Annotated in this window: 23 protein-coding genes; 14 read left to right on the forward strand and 9 right to left on the reverse strand. The window is 64.2% G+C overall.

Annotation, left to right across the window (positions count from 1 at the left end):
* Positions 1-2: 2 nt before the first annotated feature.
* Positions 3-1,724 carry an acyl-CoA dehydrogenase family protein gene (locus THSYN_RS13135; protein WP_100919549.1) on the forward strand — a complete coding sequence of 574 codons (1,722 nt, stop codon included), beginning with the start codon at positions 3-5 and terminating at the stop codon, positions 1,722-1,724.
* 548 nt (positions 1,725-2,272) lie between these two features.
* On the opposite strand, the gene THSYN_RS13140 is transcribed toward THSYN_RS13135, so the two are convergent.
* The 4 genes from THSYN_RS13140 to THSYN_RS13155 all read right to left on the reverse strand — a co-directional run bounded on the left by THSYN_RS13140 (position 2,273) and on the right by THSYN_RS13155 (position 6,937).
* On the reverse strand, positions 2,273-2,731 hold the full coding sequence (locus tag THSYN_RS13140; protein WP_100919550.1) for a DUF29 domain-containing protein: 459 nt from the start codon (positions 2,729-2,731) through the stop codon (positions 2,273-2,275).
* Between the two features lie 90 nt (positions 2,732-2,821).
* Positions 2,822-5,491 carry an AAA family ATPase gene (locus tag THSYN_RS13145; protein ID WP_100919551.1) on the reverse strand — a complete coding sequence of 890 codons (2,670 nt, stop codon included), beginning with the start codon at positions 5,489-5,491 and terminating at the stop codon, positions 2,822-2,824.
* A gap of 222 nt (positions 5,492-5,713) precedes the next feature.
* Positions 5,714-6,001: a type II toxin-antitoxin system HicB family antitoxin gene (locus THSYN_RS13150; RefSeq protein ID WP_236848885.1), complete on the reverse strand. Its 288-nt coding sequence runs from the start codon at positions 5,999-6,001 to the stop codon at positions 5,714-5,716.
* Between the two features lie 159 nt (positions 6,002-6,160).
* Entirely contained in the window at positions 6,161-6,937 is a 777-nt protein-coding gene (locus tag THSYN_RS13155; protein ID WP_100919552.1) for an enoyl-ACP reductase FabI, read from the reverse strand.
* A gap of 307 nt (positions 6,938-7,244) precedes the next feature.
* Between THSYN_RS13155 and THSYN_RS13160 the strand changes: the two genes are divergently transcribed.
* From THSYN_RS13160 to THSYN_RS13195, 8 genes are all read left to right on the forward strand, one after another.
* The gene (locus THSYN_RS13160; protein WP_100922413.1) at positions 7,245-9,359 is read left to right on the forward strand and encodes an ABC transporter substrate-binding protein; all 2,115 of its coding nucleotides are present in this window, start codon (positions 7,245-7,247) and stop codon (positions 9,357-9,359) included.
* Positions 9,356-10,333 (forward strand): ABC transporter permease, encoded by a 978-nt coding sequence (locus THSYN_RS13165; RefSeq protein WP_100919553.1) that lies wholly within the window; start codon positions 9,356-9,358, stop codon positions 10,331-10,333. The genes THSYN_RS13160 and THSYN_RS13165 overlap by 4 nt, the downstream gene beginning before the upstream one ends.
* Entirely contained in the window at positions 10,330-11,751 is a 1,422-nt protein-coding gene (locus THSYN_RS13170; protein WP_236848886.1) for an ABC transporter permease, read from the forward strand. The genes THSYN_RS13165 and THSYN_RS13170 overlap by 4 nt, the downstream gene beginning before the upstream one ends.
* Before the next feature lie 209 nt (positions 11,752-11,960).
* Positions 11,961-12,233, forward strand: a complete 273-nt coding sequence (locus THSYN_RS13175; RefSeq protein WP_100922414.1) for a type II toxin-antitoxin system TacA family antitoxin — start codon at positions 11,961-11,963, stop codon at positions 12,231-12,233.
* The gene (locus THSYN_RS13180; protein ID WP_100919555.1) at positions 12,230-12,736 is read left to right on the forward strand and encodes a GNAT family N-acetyltransferase; all 507 of its coding nucleotides are present in this window, start codon (positions 12,230-12,232) and stop codon (positions 12,734-12,736) included. The genes THSYN_RS13175 and THSYN_RS13180 overlap by 4 nt, the downstream gene beginning before the upstream one ends.
* Positions 12,737-12,843: 107 nt before the next feature.
* Complete coding sequence (locus THSYN_RS13185) at positions 12,844-13,104, forward strand: UPF0175 family protein (protein WP_100919556.1); 261 nt, start codon at positions 12,844-12,846, stop codon at positions 13,102-13,104.
* Positions 13,101-13,595, forward strand: coding sequence for a PIN domain-containing protein (locus THSYN_RS13190; RefSeq protein ID WP_100919557.1), 495 nt, complete (start codon positions 13,101-13,103; stop codon positions 13,593-13,595). Before THSYN_RS13185 ends, THSYN_RS13190 begins: the two co-directional genes overlap by 4 nt.
* An 85-nt stretch (positions 13,596-13,680) precedes the next feature.
* Positions 13,681-14,967 (forward strand): ATP-binding protein, encoded by a 1,287-nt coding sequence (locus THSYN_RS13195; RefSeq protein ID WP_100919558.1) that lies wholly within the window; start codon positions 13,681-13,683, stop codon positions 14,965-14,967.
* Positions 14,968-15,161: 194 nt separating this feature from the next.
* Here the strand turns inward: THSYN_RS13195 and THSYN_RS33825 are convergent, their stop codons facing one another.
* Positions 15,162-15,560 (reverse strand): hypothetical protein, encoded by a 399-nt coding sequence (locus THSYN_RS33825; protein WP_157817644.1) that lies wholly within the window; start codon positions 15,558-15,560, stop codon positions 15,162-15,164.
* Between the two features lie 534 nt (positions 15,561-16,094).
* Between THSYN_RS33825 and THSYN_RS13200 the strand changes: the two genes are divergently transcribed.
* The gene (locus THSYN_RS13200; protein ID WP_157817645.1) at positions 16,095-18,623 is read left to right on the forward strand and encodes an ATP-binding protein; all 2,529 of its coding nucleotides are present in this window, start codon (positions 16,095-16,097) and stop codon (positions 18,621-18,623) included.
* Between the two features lie 165 nt (positions 18,624-18,788).
* Here THSYN_RS13200 and THSYN_RS13205 read toward each other — a convergent pair whose 3' ends face one another.
* Entirely contained in the window at positions 18,789-19,364 is a 576-nt protein-coding gene (locus THSYN_RS13205) for a Uma2 family endonuclease (protein ID WP_100919560.1), read from the reverse strand.
* Between the two features lie 190 nt (positions 19,365-19,554).
* On the opposite strand from THSYN_RS13205, the gene THSYN_RS13210 reads away from it, so the two are divergent.
* Both THSYN_RS13210 and THSYN_RS13215 read left to right on the forward strand, forming a co-directional pair.
* Positions 19,555-19,890, forward strand: coding sequence for a nucleotidyltransferase domain-containing protein (locus tag THSYN_RS13210; RefSeq protein ID WP_100919561.1), 336 nt, complete (start codon positions 19,555-19,557; stop codon positions 19,888-19,890).
* Positions 19,880-20,290, forward strand: coding sequence for a HEPN domain-containing protein (locus THSYN_RS13215; protein ID WP_100919562.1), 411 nt, complete (start codon positions 19,880-19,882; stop codon positions 20,288-20,290). Before THSYN_RS13210 ends, THSYN_RS13215 begins: the two co-directional genes overlap by 11 nt.
* A 42-nt stretch (positions 20,291-20,332) precedes the next feature.
* On the opposite strand, the gene rho is transcribed toward THSYN_RS13215, so the two are convergent.
* Both rho and trxA read right to left on the reverse strand, forming a co-directional pair.
* Positions 20,333-21,589: a transcription termination factor Rho gene (rho, locus tag THSYN_RS13220; RefSeq protein ID WP_100919563.1), complete on the reverse strand. Its 1,257-nt coding sequence runs from the start codon at positions 21,587-21,589 to the stop codon at positions 20,333-20,335.
* A gap of 252 nt (positions 21,590-21,841) precedes the next feature.
* Entirely contained in the window at positions 21,842-22,168 is a 327-nt protein-coding gene (trxA, locus tag THSYN_RS13225) for a thioredoxin TrxA (RefSeq protein ID WP_100919564.1), read from the reverse strand.
* 279 nt (positions 22,169-22,447) lie between these two features.
* Here trxA and THSYN_RS13230 point away from each other — a divergent pair, with 279 nt between their 5' ends.
* Complete coding sequence (locus tag THSYN_RS13230) at positions 22,448-24,160, forward strand: DEAD/DEAH box helicase (protein WP_100919565.1); 1,713 nt, start codon at positions 22,448-22,450, stop codon at positions 24,158-24,160.
* Between the two features lie 77 nt (positions 24,161-24,237).
* Here the strand turns inward: THSYN_RS13230 and yrfG are convergent, their stop codons facing one another.
* Positions 24,238-24,906, reverse strand: a complete 669-nt coding sequence (yrfG, locus tag THSYN_RS13235) for a GMP/IMP nucleotidase (protein ID WP_100919566.1) — start codon at positions 24,904-24,906, stop codon at positions 24,238-24,240.
* A gap of 95 nt (positions 24,907-25,001) precedes the next feature.
* Between yrfG and nudE the strand changes: the two genes are divergently transcribed.
* Positions 25,002-25,565, forward strand: a complete 564-nt coding sequence (gene nudE, locus THSYN_RS13240) for an ADP compounds hydrolase NudE (RefSeq protein WP_100919567.1) — start codon at positions 25,002-25,004, stop codon at positions 25,563-25,565.
* Positions 25,566-25,675: the final 110 nt, after the last annotated feature.

Below are 25,675 nucleotides of genomic sequence, written 5' to 3' on the forward strand. Positions count from 1 at the left end.
CCATGGCCAACTATTTCACCGACAACACCGATCTGCTGTTCCATTTCGATCGCCTGAAGCTCGAAGAGGTGGTCGACATCGCCGAGCACGGCTACACCGAGGCCGCGCATTACAACTACGCCCCGACCGACTACCAGGACGCCTTGGACAATTATCGCAAGGTGCTGGAGATCGTCGGCGATATCACCGCGAACAACGTGGCCCCCCAGGCCGCCGCGGTGGACGAGGAGGGGAGCCATTTCGCCGCGGGCAAGGTCACCTATGCCAAGGGCGTCCAGGAGGCCCTGGATCTCCTGACCCAGGCGGAGTTGATGGGCTTCACACTGCCCCGGCGCTATGGGGGTCTCAACATCCCCACCACCCTCTACACCATGGCGATCGAGATGGTTGCCCGTGCCGAGGCCTCGTTGATGAACCTGTTCGGTCTGCAGGACATCGCCGAGACCATCAACAAGTACGGCACCGAAGAGCAGCGTCAGGAATTCCTGCCGCAATTCGCCAGTGGTGCCGCCACCGGCGCCATGGTGCTGACCGAGCCGGACGCGGGCTCCGACCTGCAGGCAGTCAACATGCTGGCCTATCAGGACGACGACGGGCAATGGCGGCTCAAGGGGGTCAAGCGCTTCATTACCAACGGCAACGCGCAGATCCTGCTGGTGCTGGCCCGCTCCGAGCCGGGCACCAAGGACGGCCGCGGCCTGAGTCTGTTCGCCTGTTATGGAAAAGACAACGTCCAGGTGCGGCGCATCGAGAACAAGCTCGGGATCCACGGTTCGCCCACCTGCGAACTGCAATTCAACGATACCCCGGCGCAACTCATCGGCAAGCGCAAGTTCGGCCTGATCAAATATGTCATGGACATGATGAACGGGGCGCGCCTGGGCGTGGCCGCCCAAGGCTTGGGCATCTCCCAGGCGGCCTATGAGGAGGCCCTGCGCTACGCCCGGGCACGCGAGCAGTTCGGCAAGAGCATTTATGCCATCCCGGTGGTCGCCAATCTGCTGATGGAGATGCGCGTCACGCTCGAGAGCGACCGCTCACTGCTCTACGCCGGCTGCCACTGGGTCGACCTGCGCAACAAGCTGGAAGAAAAGATCGAGGCGCTCAAGGCCGCGGGCAAGGACTCGTCGGAACAGACCGCCAAACTCAAGGAGGCGACCCGGGTGGCCGCGCTGCTCACCCCCATGGCCAAGTATGTGCTGAGCGAGAACGCCAATAAGATCACCTATGACGCCCTGCAGATCCACGGCGGCACCGGTTACATGAAGGAGTTCAATGTCGAGCGCCTGACGCGCGATGCCCGGATCACCAACATCTACGAGGGCACCTCGCAACTGCAGATCGTCGCGGCCACCGGCGGGGTCATCAACGACATCCTTGCAGACCATTTCACGGCTTTGGAACAGAAGGGCAAGGCCGGCAATCTGGCGCAGTTGGCGGATGAACTGAAGGAAATGCGGGTGCTGTTCCTCGACGCCCTGAAATATGTCACCGACAAGACCGATAAGCAATTCCAGAGCATCGCCGCCAAGGAACTGGTGGAGATCTACAGCTATCTCTACACCGGCTGGCTGCTCATGGATGAGGCGGAGCAGGACAGCCGCAAGGTCTTCATCGCCCGCCGCTACATCATCGGCGCGGCGGCCAAGACGCGCAAGAACTGGGAGGTGATCAAGAAGGACCTGTTCGCCGACCTGCTGTACGCGGACGATATCCTCATCTGATGTCAGGTGACCGGGAGGGCCGGTGATCATCGGCGCCTCCCGGCGGCATCTGACGCAGGGCCGTTTGGCGGCCTTGACCGTCGTTCCGGCCTTAGGGAGACAGGGAGGTCGCGGCTTTACCGTGAAAGTCGCGCAGCGACGCCGTGGGAGCGGCTTCAGCCGCGACGGGCTGCGTGGGGAACCGGCGTCGGCGTTCGCCGCAGCGTCGCACCGCGGCCGCAGCCCCCGGCGGGAGCGGCTTTCAGGGTAACCCGACTTACGCGACTCTTCTCTGCGTCTCTGCGTCTCTGCGTGAGATTCTTTAAGAGGTCTCACGCAGAGGCGCAGAGACGCAGAGGCAGTGGCCCGCGACGTTCGGGTAACCCGCGAGGTTTCGTCGCGGCTGAAGCCGCTCCCACAAGGTCCCCGCCGGACTTTCACGGTAAAGCCTCGACCTCCAGTGCGGGACTCTTGGGCGGCGGTCGGAACCATGGGCTCATTTGGCCAAGCCGGGCTGGCTCCTGAGCTTCAGCGTGGGACCAAGTGCGGACGATGCCCCGCTTTTCGGGCTACGGGTTTATTCCGTATCCCACAAGTGAAGGAAGCCACCCCGGATCGAGAATGGTGTCGACTGTCCACGGGGAGGATTCGGGGAAATCGCCCAAACCCGTTTCTTCCGACGCCTTCGCGACGGCATCCGACCAGACACCGGACCACCAATCCGCATCGCTAAACTCTGCTTTCAGGCTCGGAGTCTTCTTGATGCAGATAGCAATCGCATTGCGCTGCTCCTTGATTGTGCGCCGCCAACTGTTGCCCTGCCGCTCCGGTTGGTACTGACATTTCAGCAGGTGGGCCAGGAGCACCGCCATGCGGCTTGCCAACTCGCGCTTTTCGCTCTTGCCCACGTCCTCGATTTCCTCTGCAAGGTGTTCGATATCCAGTTGGGAGAAGAGCCCGGCGCGCAGAAACGCCGCCTGCTCGTTCGCCCACGCAACGATGTCGCCGTCGTAATTGCTGATTGCCATATTTGCCTCGCCCGATCAGTGCTGTATCACTTGATCTTTGCGACCACGCTGGGCCATTTCTTACATTGAGGGTCGCTGAAAGAAGTGCCTTCAATCTTTAGAAGAAATCACCGTAGCAAAGTTCATATTAGAAAGGCCCTGCTCCAAGGTTCCCAGCAGCGTCAATACGGAACCAATATCCGCTCTCTCAAATTCCGGAAGATCATCCTGCTCGTGGCTACCCTTGTTGAGGATGCTCCACGGGTACTTATCCTTGAGCGCCGAAAAAGATATGTAAACCACGGAGCCCGGGTCTATGCCTTTCAGTTCCCTGATCAGCGAGTCCACCACAGTGGATAAATCGGGTTGAGCACCTGGCGTGCGCATTTTTACCGTGAGGCTAATGCTTTTCTCTTTTCCAAGTCTTTTCCATAGAGTCTCAGCTATGCTCTCGACAGCTTGGCGGCATTTTGATGCCGCGTCTTTCAGTGCGCTTCTGGAAAATGCTTCCTGCGCCTGAACGAGGTAATGTTTGGTGTCGCCTGTGGAGACTTTTACGCCGCGCTCATCAATCGAATCCACTGGATAAAAGCGATACCGGACGACTTCTTTAGATGCTAAGGATGCTCCGAGTCTGTGTTCCAGTTTATTGATAAACTGCTCACCGTGGCAGGTAATGATTTGCTGTTTATTATTAAAGTCTACATGGGTTAACAAGAGTTCGGCAATGCCGCTGCGGTGATCGTCATCAATCGCGTTGACGATGTCATCAAAAATGATAAAGCCAATTTCTTCATGAACTATTTTCGCCAATAGGATTGAAAGTCCCAGCACCTTAATATGCCCCTCGCTTAGGACATGAAGTGCGTCGCGTGGTGTACTGCTTCCTATAAATCTTACGATAACTTTATCCCCCGCAACCATAGGTAGGGAAAGAGACGCCAGTTGCTCAAAGCTGGGATCGTGCGAATTGATTTGATTGTAATACTCTATCACCTTATCACGCAAACCGGCGGAAAGTTCTTGCGGCAGTCTGTCGCGATACTGCTTCAAACTACAAGCAAGTGCGCTGTAGGCAACGCAGAAGCCGTGGTACACTTCAATGACCTTATTTTCGGCTTCGATTTCGGCAAGACGTTGGGCATTAGTTTCCGCAAATTCTTGGACTAATTTCTCAAGCTGGTTTTTTTCTCTGAAAAGAGTCTCCTCTTCGAGGGTTAACTCAACGCGGCGATTATTAAATGCCTGATACTTAAGGATTTTCTCATCAACGGCGGATTGTTGTGCTCTTTTTTCGGCTAATATGACGTTATAATTTTCAATAGCGAACTGAATGGCTGTAAGCACAGAATTCTGATTCCACAAAAACTCTAATTCTTGTCTGAGGAGTTGGGACCAGGTGGGAATCTCCGCAATCTCGGTATAGACAACTTCGCGGAAGGATGGAAGCATCTGTCCCTGGTAGCTCGCTTGCCGGGCATCCTTGCTGATGGTTAGCAATAGTGCTCTGGCTTTTTTTACTGATTGAACTATCGAACGCGCGTTGGTCGAAATGCGGTCTTGCAACTCCGTAAGGCTTTTTAATCTTGATAGTTCGTTACGCGCATTGGCGAAAGGATCTACCGTCACTTGGGAAAGGGGCGTCTTGCAGGCGGGGCACAGGAATTGGTCCCTTTCGGCAGAATCAGCAATAGCGGTCAATGCCGAGTAGAGACCCTTGAAGTTGACCTCAGATGATCTCGTCTGGAACTTTGCGAGATCGCTTTCCAGTAGTTCCAGATGGTATTGCATATTGCTTATTTCTTCGGGCAATTGGCGAAGAGACTCAAGGCTGATGTCCTCTGGTATCTGCTCTGCTTTATCCTGCTGCAATTGATTGATCGTGCCGGAAACCCCATCTGCGCCAATCAAGAAGTGCCGAATGTCTTCGAGCGAAGTAATGCCCGGCACCGCAAGCGCCGCAATCAGAGTTTGGAGTCGTGCGTCATTGCGTTCGATGTCTTTACAAAGCTGTTCCAGGCGCACTGTATTAGCGACATGCGCATCATGTTCGGTTTCAAAAGCTTTTCCCTTGATTGGTTCAAGAGGAAGGTACTGCTGAAAGTTGTCGGTAAAGCCATCCACAAATTCACTAAAAGCATCCAAGCCAAAGAGAGTGGCAATGCGGTCTTTCTGTACGCCGGCGGTGGCTGCTGTGATACGGGCAAATCCGTCGATCCGGTTTTTTTCCACGAAGCAGAAGCGATATAGAAGATGATTCTGAGGGATAGATGTTTTTTGCTTACTAACCTGGCCGTAGGCGATCGGGGGTCTCGCGGAATTCGTTTCTGTGTTGCGAATATAGTCCGGCAAGGCTATTCGCCTTGCTACCGCTTCTTCAATATCGCCGAGCAGGGCATACTCTAGCCCCTCGCAAAAACTCGACTTCCCCGAACCATTAGGGCCATAAAGGAAGGTGTATTTCTTGTCAAATATAAACTTTTCCTTGCTCTTAAAACCGCGAAAAGGGCCGATCTCCAGCTCCGTGATGCGGTCAGCCCGCGTCGAAGCTGTCGTTTGGAGTTCATTCAAATTTGGAAGCGTAGCGGAAAGAGTGGCATGCTGAGCCTGAATCAGTTCACTGATCTTTTTTGTCCGTCTCCCACCTGCGGTGCCCAACGGTTCTAGCGTATCAAAGTGCGTGATGTAAATATTGAGCAGTTTTCTTTGTGCATCGCCGAGGACTCCGGCATCCAGACTGCGTATCCACCGGAAGAACTCTTGTCTGACTGTTTCGCTCATTTCATCCCTCGTCGCTAACGTGATCTTCTTGCCGAAAAAAGGAAGTAAAGGGGATAGGGTCGAGTATTTCTGCGCGGCAGATACGGGAGAAATAACTTCAGTCTAGCCGCGTTCCTCCCTCTACTGCTCCAATACCCGAGACGCTGCCCGCGCCAGAAATCCGAATCGGCTCAGGTGATGCGCCTCCACGTAGTCCTCGATGCGCCGCACCAAGCACTCGGGTCACGAGATATTGAGCCGGACCGCCTTGGGATCGACCCGCTCCAGGTGGATATCCACCAACAGCCACAAACCGCCCAGATGCTCCGAGCGCGTGGCCAGTTCTTCCAAAGAGGTCGGCGGCGGGATGATGAGATCCTCATCTTCGCAATAGACCTCTACCGCTTCCTGGACCTGTGCGGGCAGTTCTGCCCAGTCATCCGCTGCCGAAAAACATCCCGGGAAATCAGGGATCGTCACTCCATGCGCGTGTTGTGCGTCGCCCAGATGGACGTAAACCGAATACAACATCGTCTTTACTCCCAGAGGCGAAACTCGGCTTCGCGTGTCGCTGACCGCGGGAAGCAAAATCTTCCAGGGCCGGGTTCCCAAGGCTGGATATCGGGTTACGGCGCGCGTCAGATGCCTGCTTCTTGCCGCCAGTACCGTGCCACGCGCGCCTAACCCGACCTACCCCAGGCCGAGGATGTTGAATCCGGTGTCCACGAACAGTACGTCCCCGGTGATCCCGCTCGCCAGATCCGAGCACAGGAAGGCGGCGGCGTTACCCACCTCTTCGGCGGTCACATTGCGCCGCAACGGGGTGTGCTTCTCCACCTGATTGAGCATCGAGCGGAAGTGCGAGATCCCGGCCGCGGCCAGGGTATAGATGGGCCCGGCCGAGATGGCGTTGACGCGGGTGCCGTTGGGGCCGAGCGAGGCGGCCAGATAGCGGACATTGGCCTCGAGGCTGGCCTTGGCGAGTCCCATCACGTTGTAGTTGGGCACGGCCCGCTGGGCGCCGAGGAAGGTCATGGTCAGGAGTGCCCCATTGCGGCCGGCCATCAAGGGGCGACTGGCCTTGGCTAGGGCGGCGAAGCTGTAAGAGGAGATCTCGTGGGCGGTGTTGAAGCCCTCGCGGGTCAGGGCGTCCACATAGTCCCCGTCCAACTCGTGCTTGGGGGCGTAGGCGATGGAGTGGACGATGGCGTCCAGGCCGTCCCAGCGTTGTTCCAGGGCGGCGAAGCACTGGGCGATCTGGCGGTCGCTGCCCACGTCCAGGGGCAGGGCGATGTCGGAGCCCAACTGCGTGGCCATCTCCTCGACCCGCGGGCGCAGCTTGTCGTTCTGGTAGGTGAGCGCGACCTGCGCGCCCTCGCGGCGCATGGCGGCGGCGCAGCCCCAGGCGATGGACCTGTTGCTGGCCAGGCCGGTGATCAGGACGCGCTTGTCTTGTAGGAAGCCCATGGGTGTCGATTGCTCCGTGGTGGGTGGGGTCGGGGGCGGCGCGGCGGCAGATCGGCAGCGGCGCGACTTTCGGCGGCGCCGTCTCCCGTGCGATCATGTCCGCCCTATGAGGATTCGCAACACTACCGAAACTTGTCGGCCCGTGCCAGCCTGGACCAGCCTCGAGCGGGGGCTGGTCGGGAGGGCGTGGGGTTTTGGCGGGCGCGTGGCCCGGCCGGCCATCGCGGGCGGCTCGGTCCGCGCAGCGGACCCTACGGGGCTCAGCGCGCGGCGCGGGGTCCTGGCGGTGCTGCTGGCCCTGGTGCTGCTGCTCGGCGGCTGTGGCAAGGGGCCTTGGAACGACCCCTATCCCGAGGGCCGGGCACTGAGCAACACCGTCTACAGCTCCTTCGACGAGCGGCCCAAGCACCTGGACCCGGTGCGGTCCTACAGCGCCAACGAGTATGCCTTCCTCGCCCAGGTCTACGAGCCGCCGCTGCAGTACCACCTGCTGCTGCGGCCCTATCAGTTGGTGCCCCTGTCCGCGTCGCAGGTCCCGGTGCCGCGTTATTTCGACGCCGCGGGCAAGCCCCTGCCGGACGATGCACCGGCGGCGCAGATCGCCTACAGCGACTACCTGGTCCAGGTTCGCCCCGGGGTCCGGTTCCAGCCGCACCCCGCCTTCGCCCGGGATGGGTCCGGGGCCTTGCGTTACCACGGGCTGACCGCGGGGGATCTGCGCGGCATCAATCGCCTGGCGGACTTTCCCTACACCGGGACCCGCGAGCTGACGGCGGCGGACTTCGCCCACCAGATCAAACGGCTGGCCGCCCCCTGGCTGCAGTCGCCGATCGCCGGGGTGATGCAGGAGCACATCGTGGGATTCAAGGAACTGGGCGAGCGCCTGGCGCCGGCCGCGAAGCTGGACCCGATCGCCCGGGTCCAGGCCCTGCGCGAGGCACGGCTCGACGGGGTGGAGGTGGTGGACCCGACGAGTTTTCGTATCCGCATCAACGGCAAATACCCGCAGTTCACCTACTGGCTCGCCATGCCCTTCTTTGCCCCCATGCCCTGGGAGGCCGAGTTGTTCTATGCCCAACCGGGGATGAAGGAGCGCAATATCGTGCTCGATTGGTACCCGGTCGGGACCGGCCCCTTCATGCTCACCGAGAACAACCCCAACCTGCGGATGGTGCTCACCCGCAACCCCAACTTCTGGGGTGAGACCTTCCCCACCCAGGGGATGCCCGGGGACGCCGAGGCCGGACTCCTGGCGGACGCCGGTCGGCCCATGCCCTTCGTGGACCAGGCCGTCTACAGCCTGGAGAAGGAGGACATCCCGCGCTGGAACAAGTTCGTCCAGGGCTATTACGACTCGTCCGGGATCTCCTCCGACGCCTTCGACCAGGCGGTGCGTATCGGCGGGGACGGCGGCCCCAGCCTCACCGATGAGATGCAGACCAAGGGCATCGATCTCATCACCTCGGTGGAGACCTCCATCTCTTACCTGGGCTTCAATATGCTTGACCCCGTGGTGGGCGGCTACAGCGAGCCGGCGCGGCTGCTGCGCCGCGCCATCTCCATCGCCGTGGATTACGAAGAATTCATCTCCATCTTCGCCAACGGCCGCGGCCTGATCGCGCAGGGACCACTGCCGCCCGGCATCAGCGGCTATCGGGAGGGGGAGGGCGGCATCAACCCCTATGTCTATGAATGGCGCGACGGCCGCCCGGTGCGCCGGGGGATCGAGGAGGCGCGCGCCCTGCTGGAGCATGCCGGCTACCCGGGCGGGCGCGACCCCAAGACCGGTCGGGCGCTCAGCATCAACTATGAGGCGGTCGCCACCGGGCCCGATGACAAGTCGCGGTTGGCCTGGATGCGCAAGCAATTCGAGAAGCTGGGGATCGAACTCGTCATCCGCTCCACGGACTACAATCGCTTTCAGGAAAAGATGCGCAACGGGACCGGCCAGGTCTACATGTGGGGCTGGAACGCCGACTACCCGGACCCGGAAAACTTCTTCTTCCTGCTCTATGGCCCCAACGGCAAGGTGGAGCACCAGGGGGAGAACACCTCCAATTATGACAACCCGGAGTTCAATCGGCTCTTCGATCAAATGAAATTCATGGAGGACGGCCCCGAGCGCCAGGCCCTGGTCGACCAGATGATGACGATTGCCCGCCGCGACGCGCCCTGGCTCTGGGGCTTTTACCCCAAGGCCTTCGCCCTGCATCACCAGTGGCTGTTCAACGCCAACCCCAACAAGATGGCAAACAATACGCTGAAGTACCGGCGGCTCGACCCGGCGGTGCGGGAGCGCCTGCGCACCGAATGGAATCCGCCGGTCCTGTGGCCCCTGTGGGCGACCCTCGGGATCGTCCTGGTCCTGGTCCTGCCCGCCCTGTGGATGGTGCGGCGCCGCGAACGGAGCACCGCCCTGTGAGCGCCTATATCCTGCGCCGCCTCCTTTATGCCGTCCCGATCCTGATCGGGGTCAACCTGCTGACCTTCGTCCTGTTCTTCGTGCTCAACTCACCCGACGAGATGGCGCGGATGCAACTCGGGGAGAAGCGGGTGACCGCGGCGGCGATCAGCAATTGGAAGCAGGAACACGGCTATGACCGGCCCCTGCTGTTCAATGACAAGGCGACGGGGCTCGCTAAGGTCACCGATACTATCTTCTTCCAGCGCTCGGTGAAGCTCTTCGCCTTCGACTTCGGTTCATCGGACGACGGGCGCAATATCGGTTACGACATCTCGCAGCGTATGTGGCCGAGCCTCGCCATCGCCGTGCCGGTGCTGCTGGTGGGGCTCGCCATCAACATCAGTCTGGCGCTCTTCATCGTCTTCTTCCGGGCCACCTATCTGGATCTGGGGGCCGTGGTGCTGCTGGTGGCGATGATGTCCATCTCCGGGCTCTTCTATATCATCGGCGGCCAGTTCCTGATGAGCAAGATGTTCCACCTGGTACCGATCTCCGGGTACGACACCGGGATCGAGGCCTGGAAATTCCTGATCCTGCCGGTCATCGTCGGGGTCGTCGGCGGGGTCGGGTCCGGGGTGCGCTGGTACCGCACCCTGTTCCTGGAGGAGGTCTCCAAGGACTATGTACGCACCGCCCGCGCCAAGGGGCTCAGCGAGCGCCGCGTGCTGTTCCGCCATGTCCTCGGCAATGCCCTGATCCCCATCCTGACCGGCGTGGTGGTGGTGTTGCCGCTGCTCTTCATGGGCAGCCTGATCACCGAGTCGTTCTTCGGTATCCCGGGCCTGGGCAGCTATACCATCGACGCCATCAGCAACCAGGACTTCGCCATCGTGCGCGCCATGGTCTTCCTGGGCGCCGTGCTCTATATCCTGGGGCTGCTGCTGACCGACATCTCCTATACGTTGGTCGATCCGCGGGTGCGGCTGCAATGATGCCCGTCGTATTGTGGACCGACGCCCTGGTGTTCCTGCTGCTCGCCCTCGCCGTCGGCTTCGCACTCTACGCCTCCCGTCACGAGCACCTGCGCGCCCCCTGGCGGCGCGTGGCCCGCTCCCGGGTCGGCATGGGCGCCCTGGTGGTCTTGAGCTTCTATGTGTTGATCGGGCTGCTGGATACACTTCACTTCCGGCTGCCGCTCGCCGATCCGGCGCCCGGCGCGGCGAACCCGTCCGCCGAGCGGCGCTTCGCCCCGGAGGTCCTGAGCGTCTTCGACTACTGGGCCCGGCCGCTGCGTCAACGCCAGGAGAAGACCTATTCGGCCCCCTTCGCCACCCACCTCTTCGTCAAGGAGGCCATTACCCAACCCGACGGCAGCGTGGTGCGCGACTTCCCGCGGCTGCAATACGGCGGTCGGCACCTGAAGGACCCGAACCAGCGCGGCTGGGACATCTTCGGCACCGCACTGCGGGGGCTGACCGAGGGCCTGGCCGTCTGGGGGCTGATTACCCTCCAGGTCCTCTGGAGCATGGCACAGCGCCGGGGGCTCGCCCTGTCGGCGGTGTATGAAGAGGTCCGCGACGGCCGTACCGAGTTGCCATGGCGCACCGCACTGGGGGGACTCGCCCTGATGCTGGTGCTCGGCTTCGTCGCCGGTGAATTGGCGCTCAAGTACCATATCCTGGGCACCGACAAGGTGGGTGAGGACGTCTTCTTCCAGGCGCTCAAATCCATTCGCACCGGGCTCGTCATCGGTACCCTGACCACGCTCGTCATGCTGCCGGCGGCCGTGCTGCTCGGGATCATGGCCGGCTATTTCCGCGGCTGGGTGGACGACGTCATCCAGTATCTCTACACGACCCTCAATGCGATCCCCAGCGTGCTGCTCATCGCCGCCGCCATTCTCATGCTCCAGGTCTATATGGCGAACAACGCCGACCAGTTCGAGAGCCTGGTGGAGCGGGCGGACCTGCGCCTGCTGTTTCTCTGTCTGATCCTGGGCGTGACCAGTTGGACCGGCCTCTGCCGGCTCTTGCGCGGTGAGGCACTGAAGCTGCGCGAGGCGGACTATGTGCAGGCCGGTGCCGCGCTCGGGGTCGGCCATTTCGCCATCCTGGGCCGGCACATCCTGCCCAATGTGCTGCATATCGTCCTGATCACCCTGGTGCTCGACTTCAGCGGCCTGGTGCTGGCCGAGGCGGTGCTGTCCTATATCAACATCGGCGTCGACCCGACCATGAACAGTTGGGGCAACATGATCAACAGCGCCCGCCTGGAACTGGCCCGCGACCCGGTCGTCTGGTGGTCACTGGCCGCCGCCTTTCTCTTCATGTTCACCCTGGTCCTGGCGGCCAATCTATTCGCCGATGTGGTCCGCGATGCCTTCGATCCGCGGCTGCGTGGGGCGCGGTGACACGGGCCTTTATCATAACCCCGGCCACCCTGCTGGACGGCAGGTCGCTGGTCCGCACAGCGGACCCTACGGGCGCCCGTAGGGTCCGCTGTGCGGACCAGCGTTGCCCTCGCCCGAACGAAGTCTCTGAGTCCGGTTGCCGCTGCAGGACCGCACTGCGCCCTGGGATGTGCTAATCTGTACGGGTATATCCCGTATCGGTGATGCCCATGTCCGAATCGATCGAACGCTTCGATATTCGTCTGCCCGCCAACGCCAAACGCCTGCTGGTCGAAGCGGCTGAGGTGAGCGGCAACACCCTGACCGGCCTGGTCCTGAACGCGGCCCTGGACAAGGCCCGTGACATCCTCCAGACCCACCGGCACTTCACCTTGAGCGCTGCTGAGTGGCAGGCATTTGTCGCCACCCTGGACGCCCCGCCCGAGCCCAACCCGGCGCTCAAGGCGGCCTGGCGCGACTACCACGACGCTGGTCTTGAGTGAACATCGGGCCCTTTGAACCGGCCCGCCACGACCGCACCGGGTTCTCCTGCGGCCATGCGGGGCTGGATGAGTACCTGCGGCGCTATGCCGGTCAGGGGATACGCAACGGCCTGGTACAGGTCTATGTCGCGGCGGACGACGGCGGGCGGGTGCTGGGCTACTACACCCTGTCCGCGGCCTCGGTTCGCCATGAGGAATGGTCGGACGAGGCTCGCCGGGGCTTGCCCAAGTATCCCGTCCCCGCCGTATTGATAGGGCGCATGGCAAGCGATGCCCGCGCCCGAGAGGCCGGGCTGCGCGTCGGTTCGCGCCTGCTGATTCATGCCCTGAAGCAAAGCCTGCGCGCCGCGAAGATCCTTGGGGTGCGCTGCGTTATCGTCGACTCCAAGCCCGATGCCGCGGGTTTCTATCAGCGCTTCGGCTTTCTGCCGCTCCAACCGGGAAGCCCCCGACTCTACTTGCCGGTCGGCGCGATCGAGCGCTTGGCGGGGCAGGGCGCTTAGGGCGGGCCGCTCGCGCCACCGGCCGTGTCGGTCGACTACCCGGACCTGTACGCGGTAGTATACCCTGGATCAAACTCCGCCAATGCACAACCCGTCAGGAACCGCCCATGGCAGTCGCCCAAATCGAGATCCCGACCGATGTCCTGGACTCCGCACGGTTGTCGGTGCAGGAGGTCAAGCAGGAACTGGCACTGGCGCTCTACGCCCAACGGCGCCTGTCCATCGGCAAGTCACGGGAACTTGCCGGTCTGTCGCTATGGGAATTCCGTCAATTGTTAGGCTCCCGGCACATCCCGCCGCATTACGATGAGTCTGACCTGGCGGAAGACCTCGCTGTCTTGAGCGAGTTGCGCCAGGCCGAGTCATGACCGGCGTCGTCAGCAATACCTCGCCACTGACCAACCTCGCCGCGATCGGAGCGATGGGACTGCTGGAGCGCCTGTTTGGGCGGCTGCATATCGCCGAGGCCGTGCGGCTGGAACTGGAAGGGGACGGGCATGATTGGCCTGGCCGGGCAGAGGTTGCCGCGGCCCCCTGGGTCGAGTGTCACCGCATCGAAAACCGCTCGCTGGTGTTAGCGTTGAGCCAGGACCTCGATGCGGGCGAGTCGGAGACCATCGCCCTGGGTCTGGAGATCGGCGCAACGTTGGTCTTGATGGACGAGCGCGACGGTCGGCACCGGGCCCAGCGCATGGGTCTGCGGACCATGGGGGTCGTCGGCGTGCTGCTCCGCGCAAAGGAGCGCGGGCTCCTGTTGGCCGTCCGTCCGAGCTTGGATGCCTTGCGTTCAAATGCCGGCTTTTGGTTGAGCGATGCGGTCTATCGGCAGGCGTTGAGCATCGCCAACGAGACAGCCTGAACGTCAGACCACCGCGCCCCTTCTCCCCGGACCCCGATAGGTGATTTAATCCACCTGTCACCGACCCCCAGCAACGGAGCGGACCATGGCGGACTTCAAGGCCCAACTGGGCCGCGCGGATCATCCCGGACTCGCAAGCCAGACGGAGCGCCTCGCGCGCATCGTGCCGGGGCGCAACCCCTATGTCACCGGGCACTCGCTGCCGCCCGACTCCCCGGTCTTCTTCGGCCGGGAGCGCGAACTGGCGGAGACCCTGGGCGTCCTGCGTCGGCCGGACAAGCCCGGCAGCGTCTCGGTGCTTGGGGAGCGGCGATTCGGTAAGTCGTCGTTTCTGAACCAGGTCTGGCAGGCGCTCGCCGCCGAGCCGGACTTGGTGTGCATCCACGCCACCACCCAGGACTGGGGCCAGGCCTGCCCTGAGCGTTTCTTTGGCGGGCTGCATCTCGCCATCCTGGGCGCACTGGACGCAACCGCCCACGCACCCCGCCCCAAGCCGGCCACCAAGGGCAAGACCCAGGGCGAGGTCCGGGACTACGCGGGTCTGCGCGACTTCATCCGGCCCCTGGCGCGCGACGGCCTGCGTTTCGTCCTGCTGCTGGACGAGTTGGAGCGCATCACGGGCGTTGAATCGTTCAATTCCGACTTCTTCAGCAACCTGCGCGCCCTGGGCGACCGGCCCGAATACCGCTTCGGCTATCTGATCTCCAGCCGCCGGCCGCTCAAGGAACTGTGTCGGGAGCACCGGATCTATGAGTCGTCCTTCTGGAATATCTTCGGCTTTCCGCAGTACATCGGCCTGCTCGCTGAGGACCAGGCGCGCGCCCTGGCCCTGGGGCCGCTCGGGCTCAGTCTGCCGGTGCCACCACCGCCCGACCTGGACGGGCGCTGGACCGGGGGAATCGTGCCGCTCACGGGCCGTCATCCCGCACTGATCCAACTGGTCCTGGCGGACCTCTGGAGCGCCTGGGCCGGGGGCTACGAGCCGAACTGGGACCGGATCGCCCAAGGGCTGAGGGACTATCTGGAGGACCTGTGGACCCAGCGGCACGGCAAGGAAGAATGGCGCATCCTGATGCAGGCGGCCACCGGGGTTGAGTTGGCGAAGGATCATGTACTGTGCGACATGAGACTGCGCGGGCTGGTCACGGCCGAGGGACTGCCGCTGTGCGCCGAATTCGCCGAATTGATCCCGGGATGGATGCCCGCGGGTCTCACGATGGAGAAGGCGCTTGCCGGGATCAAGCAGGGCGGAGATGCCGCCGGCGTGGTGTTCAAGACGCTTGAGGAATGGGCGGGCCGCGTTGGGCGGGTGCATCGCGCTTTCAAGGGGCTCGGTGGCGAGCCGGGTGAGACCGGGGGCGATCACCAATGACCGGGCGCGAGACGGCCGTTTATGTCCTGCGGCGGTTCTGGCTCTGGCCCTTGGAGTTGTGGTTGCGGCCGATGGACTTGTCCGACCGCATCGACAAGGCGCCGAGCGCGGAGTTGATTGCAGGTATGTTGGGCGGAGGTTTCTGGGGCGCGCTGATCGGCGTCCTGGTCTGGGCCTCGACCGGTGACGTGAATTCAGTCTGGGTGCTGACTCTTGTATATCTTTTCGCTGTCGCTGTCGTTGTCGGTTTCACTGGCTTTGCCGTTGCTGCTGCCGCTAGCAATGCTGCTGGCGCTGTTGTCACTGTTGCTGCCGCCGAAACGAGAACTGCCGCTGCCTCTTTCGCTGCCGCTGCCGCTGCCGCTGCGGTTGAGGCTGCCGTTGAAGCTCCGGTTGCCGCCGATGGTTATGCTGCCGCGATTGCTGAATTTGGCGCTGCGCATGTAGCTGCCGCTGCCGCTATAGCTGCGGCTGACGCTGCGTCTACCGCTTCCGTGGACAGCACGGCTAACGCTGACGCTGCCGTTTTCTGTTTTGCTGCTTTTCGTGCAGTCTTTGTAGCCGCTGCTGCCGTTGTGGCTGTGGCCGGGCATTTCGCCGCTCCTGTCGCTATAACCGTCGCTGCTGCTGGTTTGTTCTACGGCGGTGCCGCTGTCGCTCGCGGTGCGCTTTACACCGGCGGTCAGTTGATCATGTTCGCGACAATCGGTTGCTTAATTGGCGTTTGGTTTGATGGCTCAACGGTACATGTTCTTGCTCTCGCCGTAGGTGGAGGTTCGGTTGCATCTGCGCTGATTAAATGGCGCGGTCCTTCGAGTCTGAAAGATCCCACCCGATTGTTGCACCCGCTGCTATCGATAATCGGATTGCCAATCGCCGGCTTCGCGTTTCTGCCCCAAGCTGATTCGGCGGAGATGGCCCAATGGGGGCTGGGTCTCTGTCTGGCGCTCGCTGTCGGCGCCTTGGCGGGCTCTTTCCTTAACGAACGGACCGGTATTGCCAGGAGACGCTCAAGACGCGACCAGCGGATCGCGGCGGAATCCCAAACGTACTGGCTCTGGTTTCCCTGGGCGCTCTACCTGCCGTTAACCGTGGCGGCATATTGGCTCGGGCCCACTATCGCTGGCTTGGATGCAAAGCTGGACGAGATAGCCATCTATTGCGCACTCGCGCCGGTGGTCTTGACCGGCCTGCCCGCGTGGCCCTTCGCGGCCCTGGTTGCGCTCCGGCAGTTCCGGCCCGCGGGCGTTGGTGGCGCCGCCCTCCGAGGGCCGGATTGGCTTGGCGGTACGCTCCCGTTCCGCTGGCAGACCTGTGCCTTCCCGCTGCCGGGGCTGGGGGACTGGCTTCTGAGACTCGGGCGCGAGCGTGGCGGCAGTGCAGCCCTGGAGGCCATACAGCAGATCCAGTTCGGCACCCTCCAGTTCGCCGCCGCACGGCGCGCCGCCCGTCTTCTCGCGAACGAACCGCAGACGGCGCTGCCGTTCTGCGGGGCGGTCGCCGTCGGGACCAACGCACTCACGCTGGCGTGCCTGAAGCCCTCTGGGCCGGCCGCTTGCGCCGTCACCGCGCTCTTGGCGGGCCCGTGGCGCGACGTAATGTTCCAATCAGCGATGCCGGACGCCTATGTCCTGGCCCGGCTCTCGGCACAAGGGGCGCCTCTGCTACTCGACATCGGCCATCGACGCGCTTGGCCCCTGGCCCTGGCTGGCCTGTTCGGTCTTGCCCGGAACCCGCGTCCAAGCTATGGCGAACCGACGCTGCAGTCGATCCTTATGCAACCACTGGACCGAAGGATCGAGTATGCGCTGAAGCGGCTCGGCACCCTCTCCGACTACGCCCAATGCCGCGAATTTCGTGAACTATGCGATTGCCTGGCGCTGCTCGCGCCCCCCATCGAACTCCGTCAATGGTCAGGCGCGACCATGTCGATGCTGACCCGGCCGAACGACTGGCTCGCCGGCGGCTGGCGCCTGGTCCATGACCTGACCGGCGCACTGGATAGCCTGGCCCAAGACTACCGCGCACTGACCAGCCCCGTCGCCAGGCGTCGGCTGCTGGAGTCGCGCGCGGAGCGCGTGCGTCAACTCGCCTGGGACGGTCTGCCGGACTACTGGAAGGGGATCGGGTCTGAACTGGCCGCCCACTGGATCAGCCTGCTGGAGGCGGAGGCGCGTCAGGCGCGCGAATGGCTGAATCTGGCAATCGAGGCCCCCGCGGTCCGCTTCGTCCGCGGGGACCAGCGGCTGAAGCTGCGTGTCTGCAACCGCAGCGCCGAGCCGGCCCGCTCGGTCCGGGTCACATTGGACCCGACCGCCGACATCGTCTGGGTCCATGACCACGCTCGTCTGGACCTGCTGGAGGGGGGCAAGGAGGCGGATCTGGGGCTCGACTTCCAGGCGGCGTCCGAGGGCGCGGTGCGCATCGCCGGCCGCCTGGACGCCGAAGACCTGGACGGCAATCCCTTCGCGCTCCCGTTCGCCTTCCAGATCGAGATCGCCAGGGCCGGGCGGCCCTATCGCACCCCGGACTATCAGCCCTATGTGACCGGCGAAGGTCTGGGGAGCGACCGCGTATTCGTCGGCCGTGCCGACCTCATCGACTGGTTGCGGGGTCTATGGCTGCAACCGGACGGCAAGCCAGCGGTGGTACTGGTCGGCCAGCGGCGGATCGGTAAGACCAGTCTGCTGAACAAGTTGGCGCGCGACGGGTTGTCCGGGACCGGGCTCTTGCCGGTCGCGATCAATATCCAGGGGGCCGGGAGCGAATACGATTTCTTGAGCGAGGCAGCCGGGGGGATGGCGAGGCTGCTCGGCCAGTCCGCACCTGAATTGGATCGGGCCGAGCCCTATGCCGCGTTCAAGTCCTTCCTGCAAGGTGCCCGCGGACCGCTCGGCCCCAGGCGCTTCCTGCTGATGCTCGACGAGGCCGACCTGATCCCGGAGCGCCGCCTGGGCGACCTGCTGCCGGGCTTCCTGCGCGCGCTGATGCAGGAGCCCCAATACCCGACGGTGCTGCTCTTCTGTGGTACCACCAGGCTCAAGGCCATGGGCCGGGACTATTTCTCCATCCTGTTCAATACCGCCCAGTTCCGCACGGTGAGCTATCTGAGCGCGGGCGAGTCCGCCGAGGTGTTGGAGAAGCCGGCACGCGGCATCCTGGAATACGACCCGGCCGTCCTGGCGGATGGCTATCGCCTGACCCGCGGCCAGCCATTACTACTGCAATTGATTGGCGCCAACCTGATCAACGCCTTCAATGAACAGGTCCGCCGCGGCGAGGAACGCAGCGACTATGTGGATACCAACGACTTCGACCGGGCGGTCAAGTCGGTGGTGGAGCAAGAGACCAATGCCGCCTTCGAGAATCACTGGGATGACAGCGACCCGGCCACCCATCGGGTGCTCGCCGCCCTCGCCTGGGCGACGGATGAAACCAACCGGCGTCAGTTGGATATCGACGGCATCGAGTCGGCCATGGCCGAGACGCGCCTGAGCCAGCCCCGCGAGCAGACCTTTCGCTGCCTGGAGCGCCTGGCGGATGACGAGGTCCTGGAGCGTGACGGGCCGACCTACCGCTTCTGGGTGCCGCTCTATCGCCGCTGGGTCGCCTGGCGCTGGCCGCCGGGGCGGGTGCGGGATGAGGTGGCGGGGTAGGGCGACGGTTGCCGGGGGCCTTGATCATCGCTTCGGCCCCTGAAAGTCCCCGTGGGAGCGGCTTCAGCCGCGACGAGGCCATGGCAGCTTGTGAGATCGCGTCGCGGCTGAACCCGCTCCCACCGGGTCACGGCCTAAGGTTCGCGGTTTGGGCGCCATCCCGCTCTACGCGCTCGGTCCCCAGAGATCGGCCAAATTGATTGTCACCGCATCGAAGGGCGCGACCGACACCTGGGCCGCGCCGACAAAGCGGCCGATCTCGCGCCAGGCGCCGGCTTCGCGGGCGTAGGCTTCCAGGGTGTGCGCGATGGGATCGAGCAACCAGGCGTAGGGAACGCGGAACTTCGCGTAGATCGGCATCTTGACCTTGCGGTCTTTGCTCTCGGTCGACGGGGAGAGGACTTCACAGACCCAATCGGGTACGACCTCGATGCGATGCACGGGGGGATGCGTGATCATGCGCTCGCGCCGCCAGCCCGCCAGGTCCGGAACATCGACCTCGGCATCGCGAATGAAATGTAATTCCGGTTCATCGACGATCCACCAGCCGCCAGGGCCGCCACGGCTCCGCTGGAAGGGTCCGATCAGTTCGTAGCCGAGCCCGGACGCCGTGACGACATGGGGCCAAGCCCGGCGTGGTTGGGTGTAGAGTTGGCCGTCGAGGATTTCGCCCGTCAGCCCTTCGGGCAGTGCCTCCAGTTGCTCGTAGAGGCTGGGACGGGGTTTGGTGCGAGCGTTCATGGCGCGGGCTCCCGGGCGGGTCGATCCGTAGAGCATACCTCGAGCGGGTGGGAGCGGGGCCATTGGGCAGGCTGCCTCGCTTGCCGGGAGGTTCTTGGTCCGCTGTGCGGACCAAGCGCCGTCGGCTTGCGCAGCCTGCCCCGGTCCCCGGTCTGCTAGACTGGAAGCCCATACCCAATGGTCAATCGTCATGCCCGACCAGTCGGCACAGCAGACGCAATCCGCGGCGCAGTGGCTCGATGCCGCCGTGCTCAGGCTGCGCTCGGCCTTCGATCCGAGCCTGGTGCTGCTCTTCGGTTCGCGCGCCCGCGGGACCGCGACCCGGCGCTCGGATCTCGATCTGCTCCTGGTGTGCGAGACGACGGATGGACCACTGGAGCGCATCGGGCGGGTGCTGCGGCTGCTGCAGGACAGCCCCTGGCCGGTGGAGCCGGTGGTGCTGACCCCGGGGGAGCTTGCTGCCATGTCGCACCGGCCGTTCATCCGGCGCATTCTGGCCGAGGGGCGGGTGCTTTATGAGCGCTGAACGGGTGCGGGAGGACGCGGACCGCTGGCTGCGTCAGGCGCGTGACGACCTGGAGGCGGCCGAGGCCCTGATTGCGGCGGGTAAGTTCGCCCAGGCGGCCTTTCTCGCGCAGCAGGCGGGGGAGAAGGCGCTCAAGGCACATTGGTTCGGGCAGGACCTGGACCCCTGGGGCCATTCGCTGACCCGGCTGATCCGGGACCTCCCGGACGACCTCGGGGCGGCGCTGAGCGGGCTCCGGGACTCGGCCCTGGCACTCGACAAGCTCTATATCCCCACCCGGTATCCTGACGCCCTGGCGGGTCTGACCCCCGGGGAGGCGTTCAACCGGGCGGAGGCACAGACGGCGGCAGGTCACGCCCACGCGGTAATCGATCGGGTGTCTGCCCTCGTCGAACCCTGAATCTCAGCGGTCCGGAGCCTGGCGGGGTCCGCGCAGCGGATCCTACCCCTTCATCGAGTCGAAGAACTCCCCATTGGTCTTGGTCGCCTTGAGCTTGTCGTGGAGGAATTCCATCGCGGCCAGTTCGTCCATGGGGTGCAGGATCTTGCGCAGGATCCACATCTTTTGCAGCTCGGCGGCGGGCATCAGGAGCTCTTCGCGGCGGGTGCCGGAGCGGTTGATGTTGATGGACGGGAAGATGCGCCGCTCGGCGATCCGCCGGTCCATGTGGATCTCCATGTTGCCGGTGCCTTTGAACTCTTCGTAGATGACGTCGTCCATGCGTGAACCGGTGTCCACCAGCGCGGTGGCGAGGATGGTGAGGCTGCCGCCTTCCTCCACGTTGCGGGCGGCGCCGAAGAAGCGCTTGGGGCGCTGCAGGGCGTTGGCGTCCACGCCGCCGGTGAGCACCTTGCCGGAGGAGGGGATCACGGTGTTGTAGGCGCGTGCAAGCCGGGTGATGGAGTCGAGCAGAATGACCACGTCGCGCTTGTGCTCGACTAAACGCTTGGCCTTCTCGATCACCATCTCGGCGACCTGGACATGGCGGGTGGCGGGTTCGTCGAAGGTGGATGAGATGACCTCGCCGCGCACCGAGCGCGACATCTCCGTGACCTCTTCCGGGCGTTCGTCGATCAGGAGCACGATCAGGTAGCAGTCCGGGTGGTTGTGCCCGATGGACTGAGCGATGTTCTGCAACATCATGGTCTTACCGGCCTTGGGCGGGGACACGATGAGGCCGCGTTGACCCTTGCCGATGGGTGCCACGAGATCGATGGTGCGTGCCGTGATGTCCTCGGTGCTGCCGTTGCCGATCTCCAGGCCGAGCCGCTTCTGGGGAAAGAGCGGGGTGAAGTTCTCGAACAGGATCTTCGACTTGGCGTTCTCGGGTCGGTCGAAATTGATGTCGTTGACCTTGAGCAGCGCAAAGTAGCGCTCGCCATCCTTGGGGGGCCGAATCTTGCCGGAGATGGTGTCACCGGTGCGCAGTGCAAAGCGCCGGATTTGGCTTGGGGAGACATAGATGTCGTCGGGGCCGGCCAGATAGGAGGCGTCCGCGGAACGCAGGAAGCCGAAGCCGTCGGTCAGGATCTCCAGCACGCCGTCGCCGGAGATGTCCTCGCCGCGCTTGGCCTGGGCCTTTAAGATGGCGAAGATCAGGTCCTGTTTGCGGGAGCGGCCGACACCTTCGATTTCCATCGACTGCGCCAGTTCGACCAGCTCGGGCACCGGCGTTTTTTTCAGTTCGGTTAGATTCATTCGGGTCTTCTGAGGCAGAGGTCAGGGGAGGTGTTGGGCATCCCGCGAGGGATCGGCGTCAAGGGGGGACGGCTCGGGGTGCTGTACACCGCGCAGGGGCGTCCGGACGAACGCCGCGTGGGGGCTTGGTAGCATGTCGTTAGCCGTATCTGCCGAATCCTCATCAGGGAGGATTAAGAAGGCACGGAGACGAAACCTGCCGGACCCGGGTCGGCGGCCGTGGCCGCGCGCCCCGGGGTCCGTTGGCAGGGGTCAGAGATTGCTGTTGATGAAGGCCGTCAACTGCGACTTGGAGACCGCGCCGATCTTGGTCGCCTCCACCTCGCCCTCACGGAACAGCATCAGTGTCGGGATGCCGCGGATGCCGTACAGGGGGGGCGTCTTGGCGTTTTCGTCGATGTTGAGCTTGACCACCTTGAGGCGGCCGGCGTACTCATCGGCGATCTCGTCCAAGATGGGGGCAATCATCTTGCACGGCCCGCACCAATCGGCCCAGTAGTCTACCAGGACGGGTTTGGAGGATTTCAGTACCTCATCCTCGAAAGAGACATCGGTCACATGGACGATGCAATCGCTCACTGAAGTCGGCTCCGTTTTGGTTTTGCATGGTTGTCGGGGGACCGCGCCTCAAGGACCCGCGGGCTCGTTGGCCGGCTGGAGGTTCGGGCGGGACCGGCCGGACGGTTCGGTCTGACTCGGGTAATCCCCGGCGCGCGCGGCGGCAGGGGCAGGCGGGCGGCGGGCAAATTGGCGCGGATTTGGGCCTAAGGGTTAAGATGCTATTTGATCCAAAGCGCAAAGAATTTGCAAGCCTTGCCTTGGGTGAGGTCCGCACTTAGCGAAAAATAAAGGATTTCAATGACAGAGAAACACCTGACCGCTACCCGGTTCGACCACTTCGACCTGGATCTCAGTGTTCTTGAGGGGCTGGCCGATGCCGGCTTCACCCACTGCACCCCGATTCAGGCCGCCACGCTGCCGATCGCCCTGACGGGCCAGGACGTCGCGGGCCAGGCCCAGACCGGCACCGGCAAGACCGCTGCTTTCCTCCTGGTGATCCTGGAGCGCCTGCTGGCGTCGCAGCCGCCGCCGTCCAGCCACCAGTCCCAGCCGCGCGCCCTGATCGTGGCGCCGACCCGGGAACTGGCGGTGCAGATCCATAAGGATACCCTGTTGCTCGCCCGTCACACCGGATTTCGCGTGGGGCTGGTGTTCGGCGGTACCGGCTACCAGGAGCAGCGCGACCACCTGGCCGCGGGGGTCGACATCCTGATCGGCACCCCCGGGCGCCTGATCGACTACTTCAAGCAGCACGTCTTCAGTCTCGGCCGGGTCGAGGTGGTGGTCTTGGACGAGGCCGACCGCATGTTCGACCTGGGCTTCATCAAGGACATCCGCTTCCTGCTGCGGCACATGCCGCCCCCGGAGGAGCGCCTGGGGATGCTGTTCTCCGCGACCCTGTCCTACCGGGTCCTGGAACTCGCCTACGAGCACATGAACAACCCCCAGCTCGTGAAGATCGAGTCGGAGAAGATCACGGCCGACCGGGTGCGTCAGCGCTGCTACATGACCGCCAATTCTGAGAAAATCCCGCTGCTGATCGGGTTGGTGCGGACCTGGGAGGCCCCGCGGGTGATGGTCTTCGTCAACACCAAGCGGGAGGCCGACCGGGTCTGGGGCTACCTCCAGGGCAACGGCATCGCCACCGCCGTGCTGTCCGGCGACGTGCCCCAGAAGAAGCGGTTGAAGCTGCTCAAGAGCTTCACCGACGGCGACCTGCCGGTGCTGGTGGGCACCGATGTCGCGGCGCGCGGCCTGCACATCCCGGACGTGACTCATGTGGTCAACTATGACCTGCCGGAGGACGCGGAGGACTATGTCCACCGCATCGGGCGCACCGCCCGCGCCGGGGCGGCCGGCGATGCCATCAGCTTCGTGTGCGAGACCTACGCCTTCTGCCTGCCGGACATCGAGCGCTTCATCGGCGCCAAGGTGCCGGTGGCGCCGGTGGAGTCATCCCTGTTGCCCGAGATCGACTATCGCAGCCGGTTGCGTCCGGACCGGGAGGATCGGGAATACCGTTCGGACCGCGACGGCCGCGGTCCCCGCCCCGGCGGCGGGGCGCCGGGCCGTGACGGGCCGCGTGGTGCGGCGCGCGACAGCCGCGGCGCTCCACCCGGTCGCGGCCGCCGGGATGGACCGGGGACCGGGGAGCGCCCACGCCCGGGGTCCGAGGAACGGCCGCCGGCCGCGGACCGGGAGCCGACCGCGGCGCCCACCGCGGCCCTGCCGGTCGCCGACGCCCCCGTGGTGGCGACGCCGCCCCCGGCCCGGCCGCCGCGCCGGGCGCGCCGTGCGCCCGAGCAGGCGGCCTTGACCTCGGTCACCCCGCCGAATGCTCCGCCCGGTGTCCCGGGGCCGTCTGAGTCGGCAGCGGTGCCGACGGACACGGCCGCCGACCCCGCCAAGAAGCGGCGGCGTCGGCGCCGCAAGCCGGGCGCCAGGGCGGGGGATGAGCAACCAGCCATCCCGACGCTGGGAGGGCCGGGCGGCGAGCCCGACGAGTCTTGATCCCGACAGAGGGGGAGCGGTTGTTCGCGAATGAACGCGGGCCGCGCCGTAGGGTCCGCTGTGCGGACCATCCCGGCTCAGGCGCGCAGCCCCGGGAGCAGTTCCGCGAAATCGCCGATCGCCGGAAACTCGTCCTGCACCCGCCGCGGCGCCCGCGAGTCGGGCTTCAGCACCGCGAGCAGCGAGCCCATGCCGAAGATACGCGCGGCGCGCAGGACGCGCGGGTTGTCGTCGATGAACAGGGTGCGGGCCGGGTCGAAGGGTCGCACCGCGCGCAGGCGCGGCCAGAAGGCCGGGTCCTCCTTCGGCAGCCCCAGATCATGGGCGGAGATGATGCGCTCGAAGTGGCCGGCGAGGCGCGTGCGGTCGAGCTTCAGTGCCAGGGTTTTCTGGTGGGCGTTGGTCACCAGCACCCGGCGCTTGCCGCGCTCGGCCAGGGCGGTGAGAAAGTCCACGACATGCGGGTGGACGGCGATCAGGTGGTCCACCTCGGCCTTGAGGCGGGTGATGTCCAACCCGAGTTCCCGGCTCCAGTGGTCGACGCAGTACCATTCGAGCGTCCCCTCGATCGCCTGGTAGCGGGTGCGCAGTTGCGTCTTGGCCGCCTCCAGCGTGAGTCCTTGGGCGTCCGCGTACCGGCGCGGGACGTGTTCAAGCCAGAAATGATTGTCGAAATGCAGGTCGAGCAGGGTCCCGTCCATGTCGAGAAAACAGTCGTCGATGCGTTCCCAGTCGATCGTGGTCATGGTCGCGGTCCCCGTGATTGAAACTCTGTGTGCCTGCCGGGGCATCCGCCCAGGGCGCGCCGCCGCGCCCGCCCGCTGCTGAGGGGACGTTACGCGTGTCCACCAGCCCCAAGATCCTCGCCCGGCGCCTGGTCGCCCGCAGTCGACTCATTCGCGTCGAGGAGGTGGACCTGGAGTTCGCCAACGGCGCCCGGCGCACCTTCGAGCGCATCCCCGGCGGGGCCGACTCGGTGCTGATCGTGCCCCTGCTGGACGCCCACACCCTGCTCCTGATCCGCGAATATGGGGCCGGGAGCGAGCGCTATGAACTGGGGTTGCCCAAGGGCATTGTGGAACCCGGGGAGGACCCCATGGCCGCCGCCAACCGGGAACTGCAGGAGGAGGTCGGCTACGCCGCCCGCGACTTGCAGGTCCTGGGCCGCGTCTCAGTGGTACCAGGCTACCTCGGACACCGCAGCCTGATCGTCCTCGCCCGCACACTCTACCCCAGTCGCCTGCCCGGCGACGAACCCGAGCCCATCGAGGTCGTCCCCTGGCGCCTGGATGCACTGGACGCGCTGCTGGCGCGCGACGACTTCGACGAGGCGCGCTCGCTCGCCGCCCTCTATCTCACCGAGCGGCTGCTGGCGCGTGAACGCGGCGCGGCCCCGTCGGCCTGAGCGCCCCGGGTCCCCTCGGCCATCCTGGATTGCGCCCAGGCGAAGACTCGTCTACGCTGGAATTCGCACCGGTCCTCACGGAAGACCATCCGGGGGGGCGTCGCCCGGCC

This window comes from Candidatus Thiodictyon syntrophicum, assembly GCF_002813775.1.
GTDB lineage: Bacteria > Pseudomonadota > Gammaproteobacteria > Chromatiales > Chromatiaceae > Thiodictyon > Thiodictyon syntrophicum.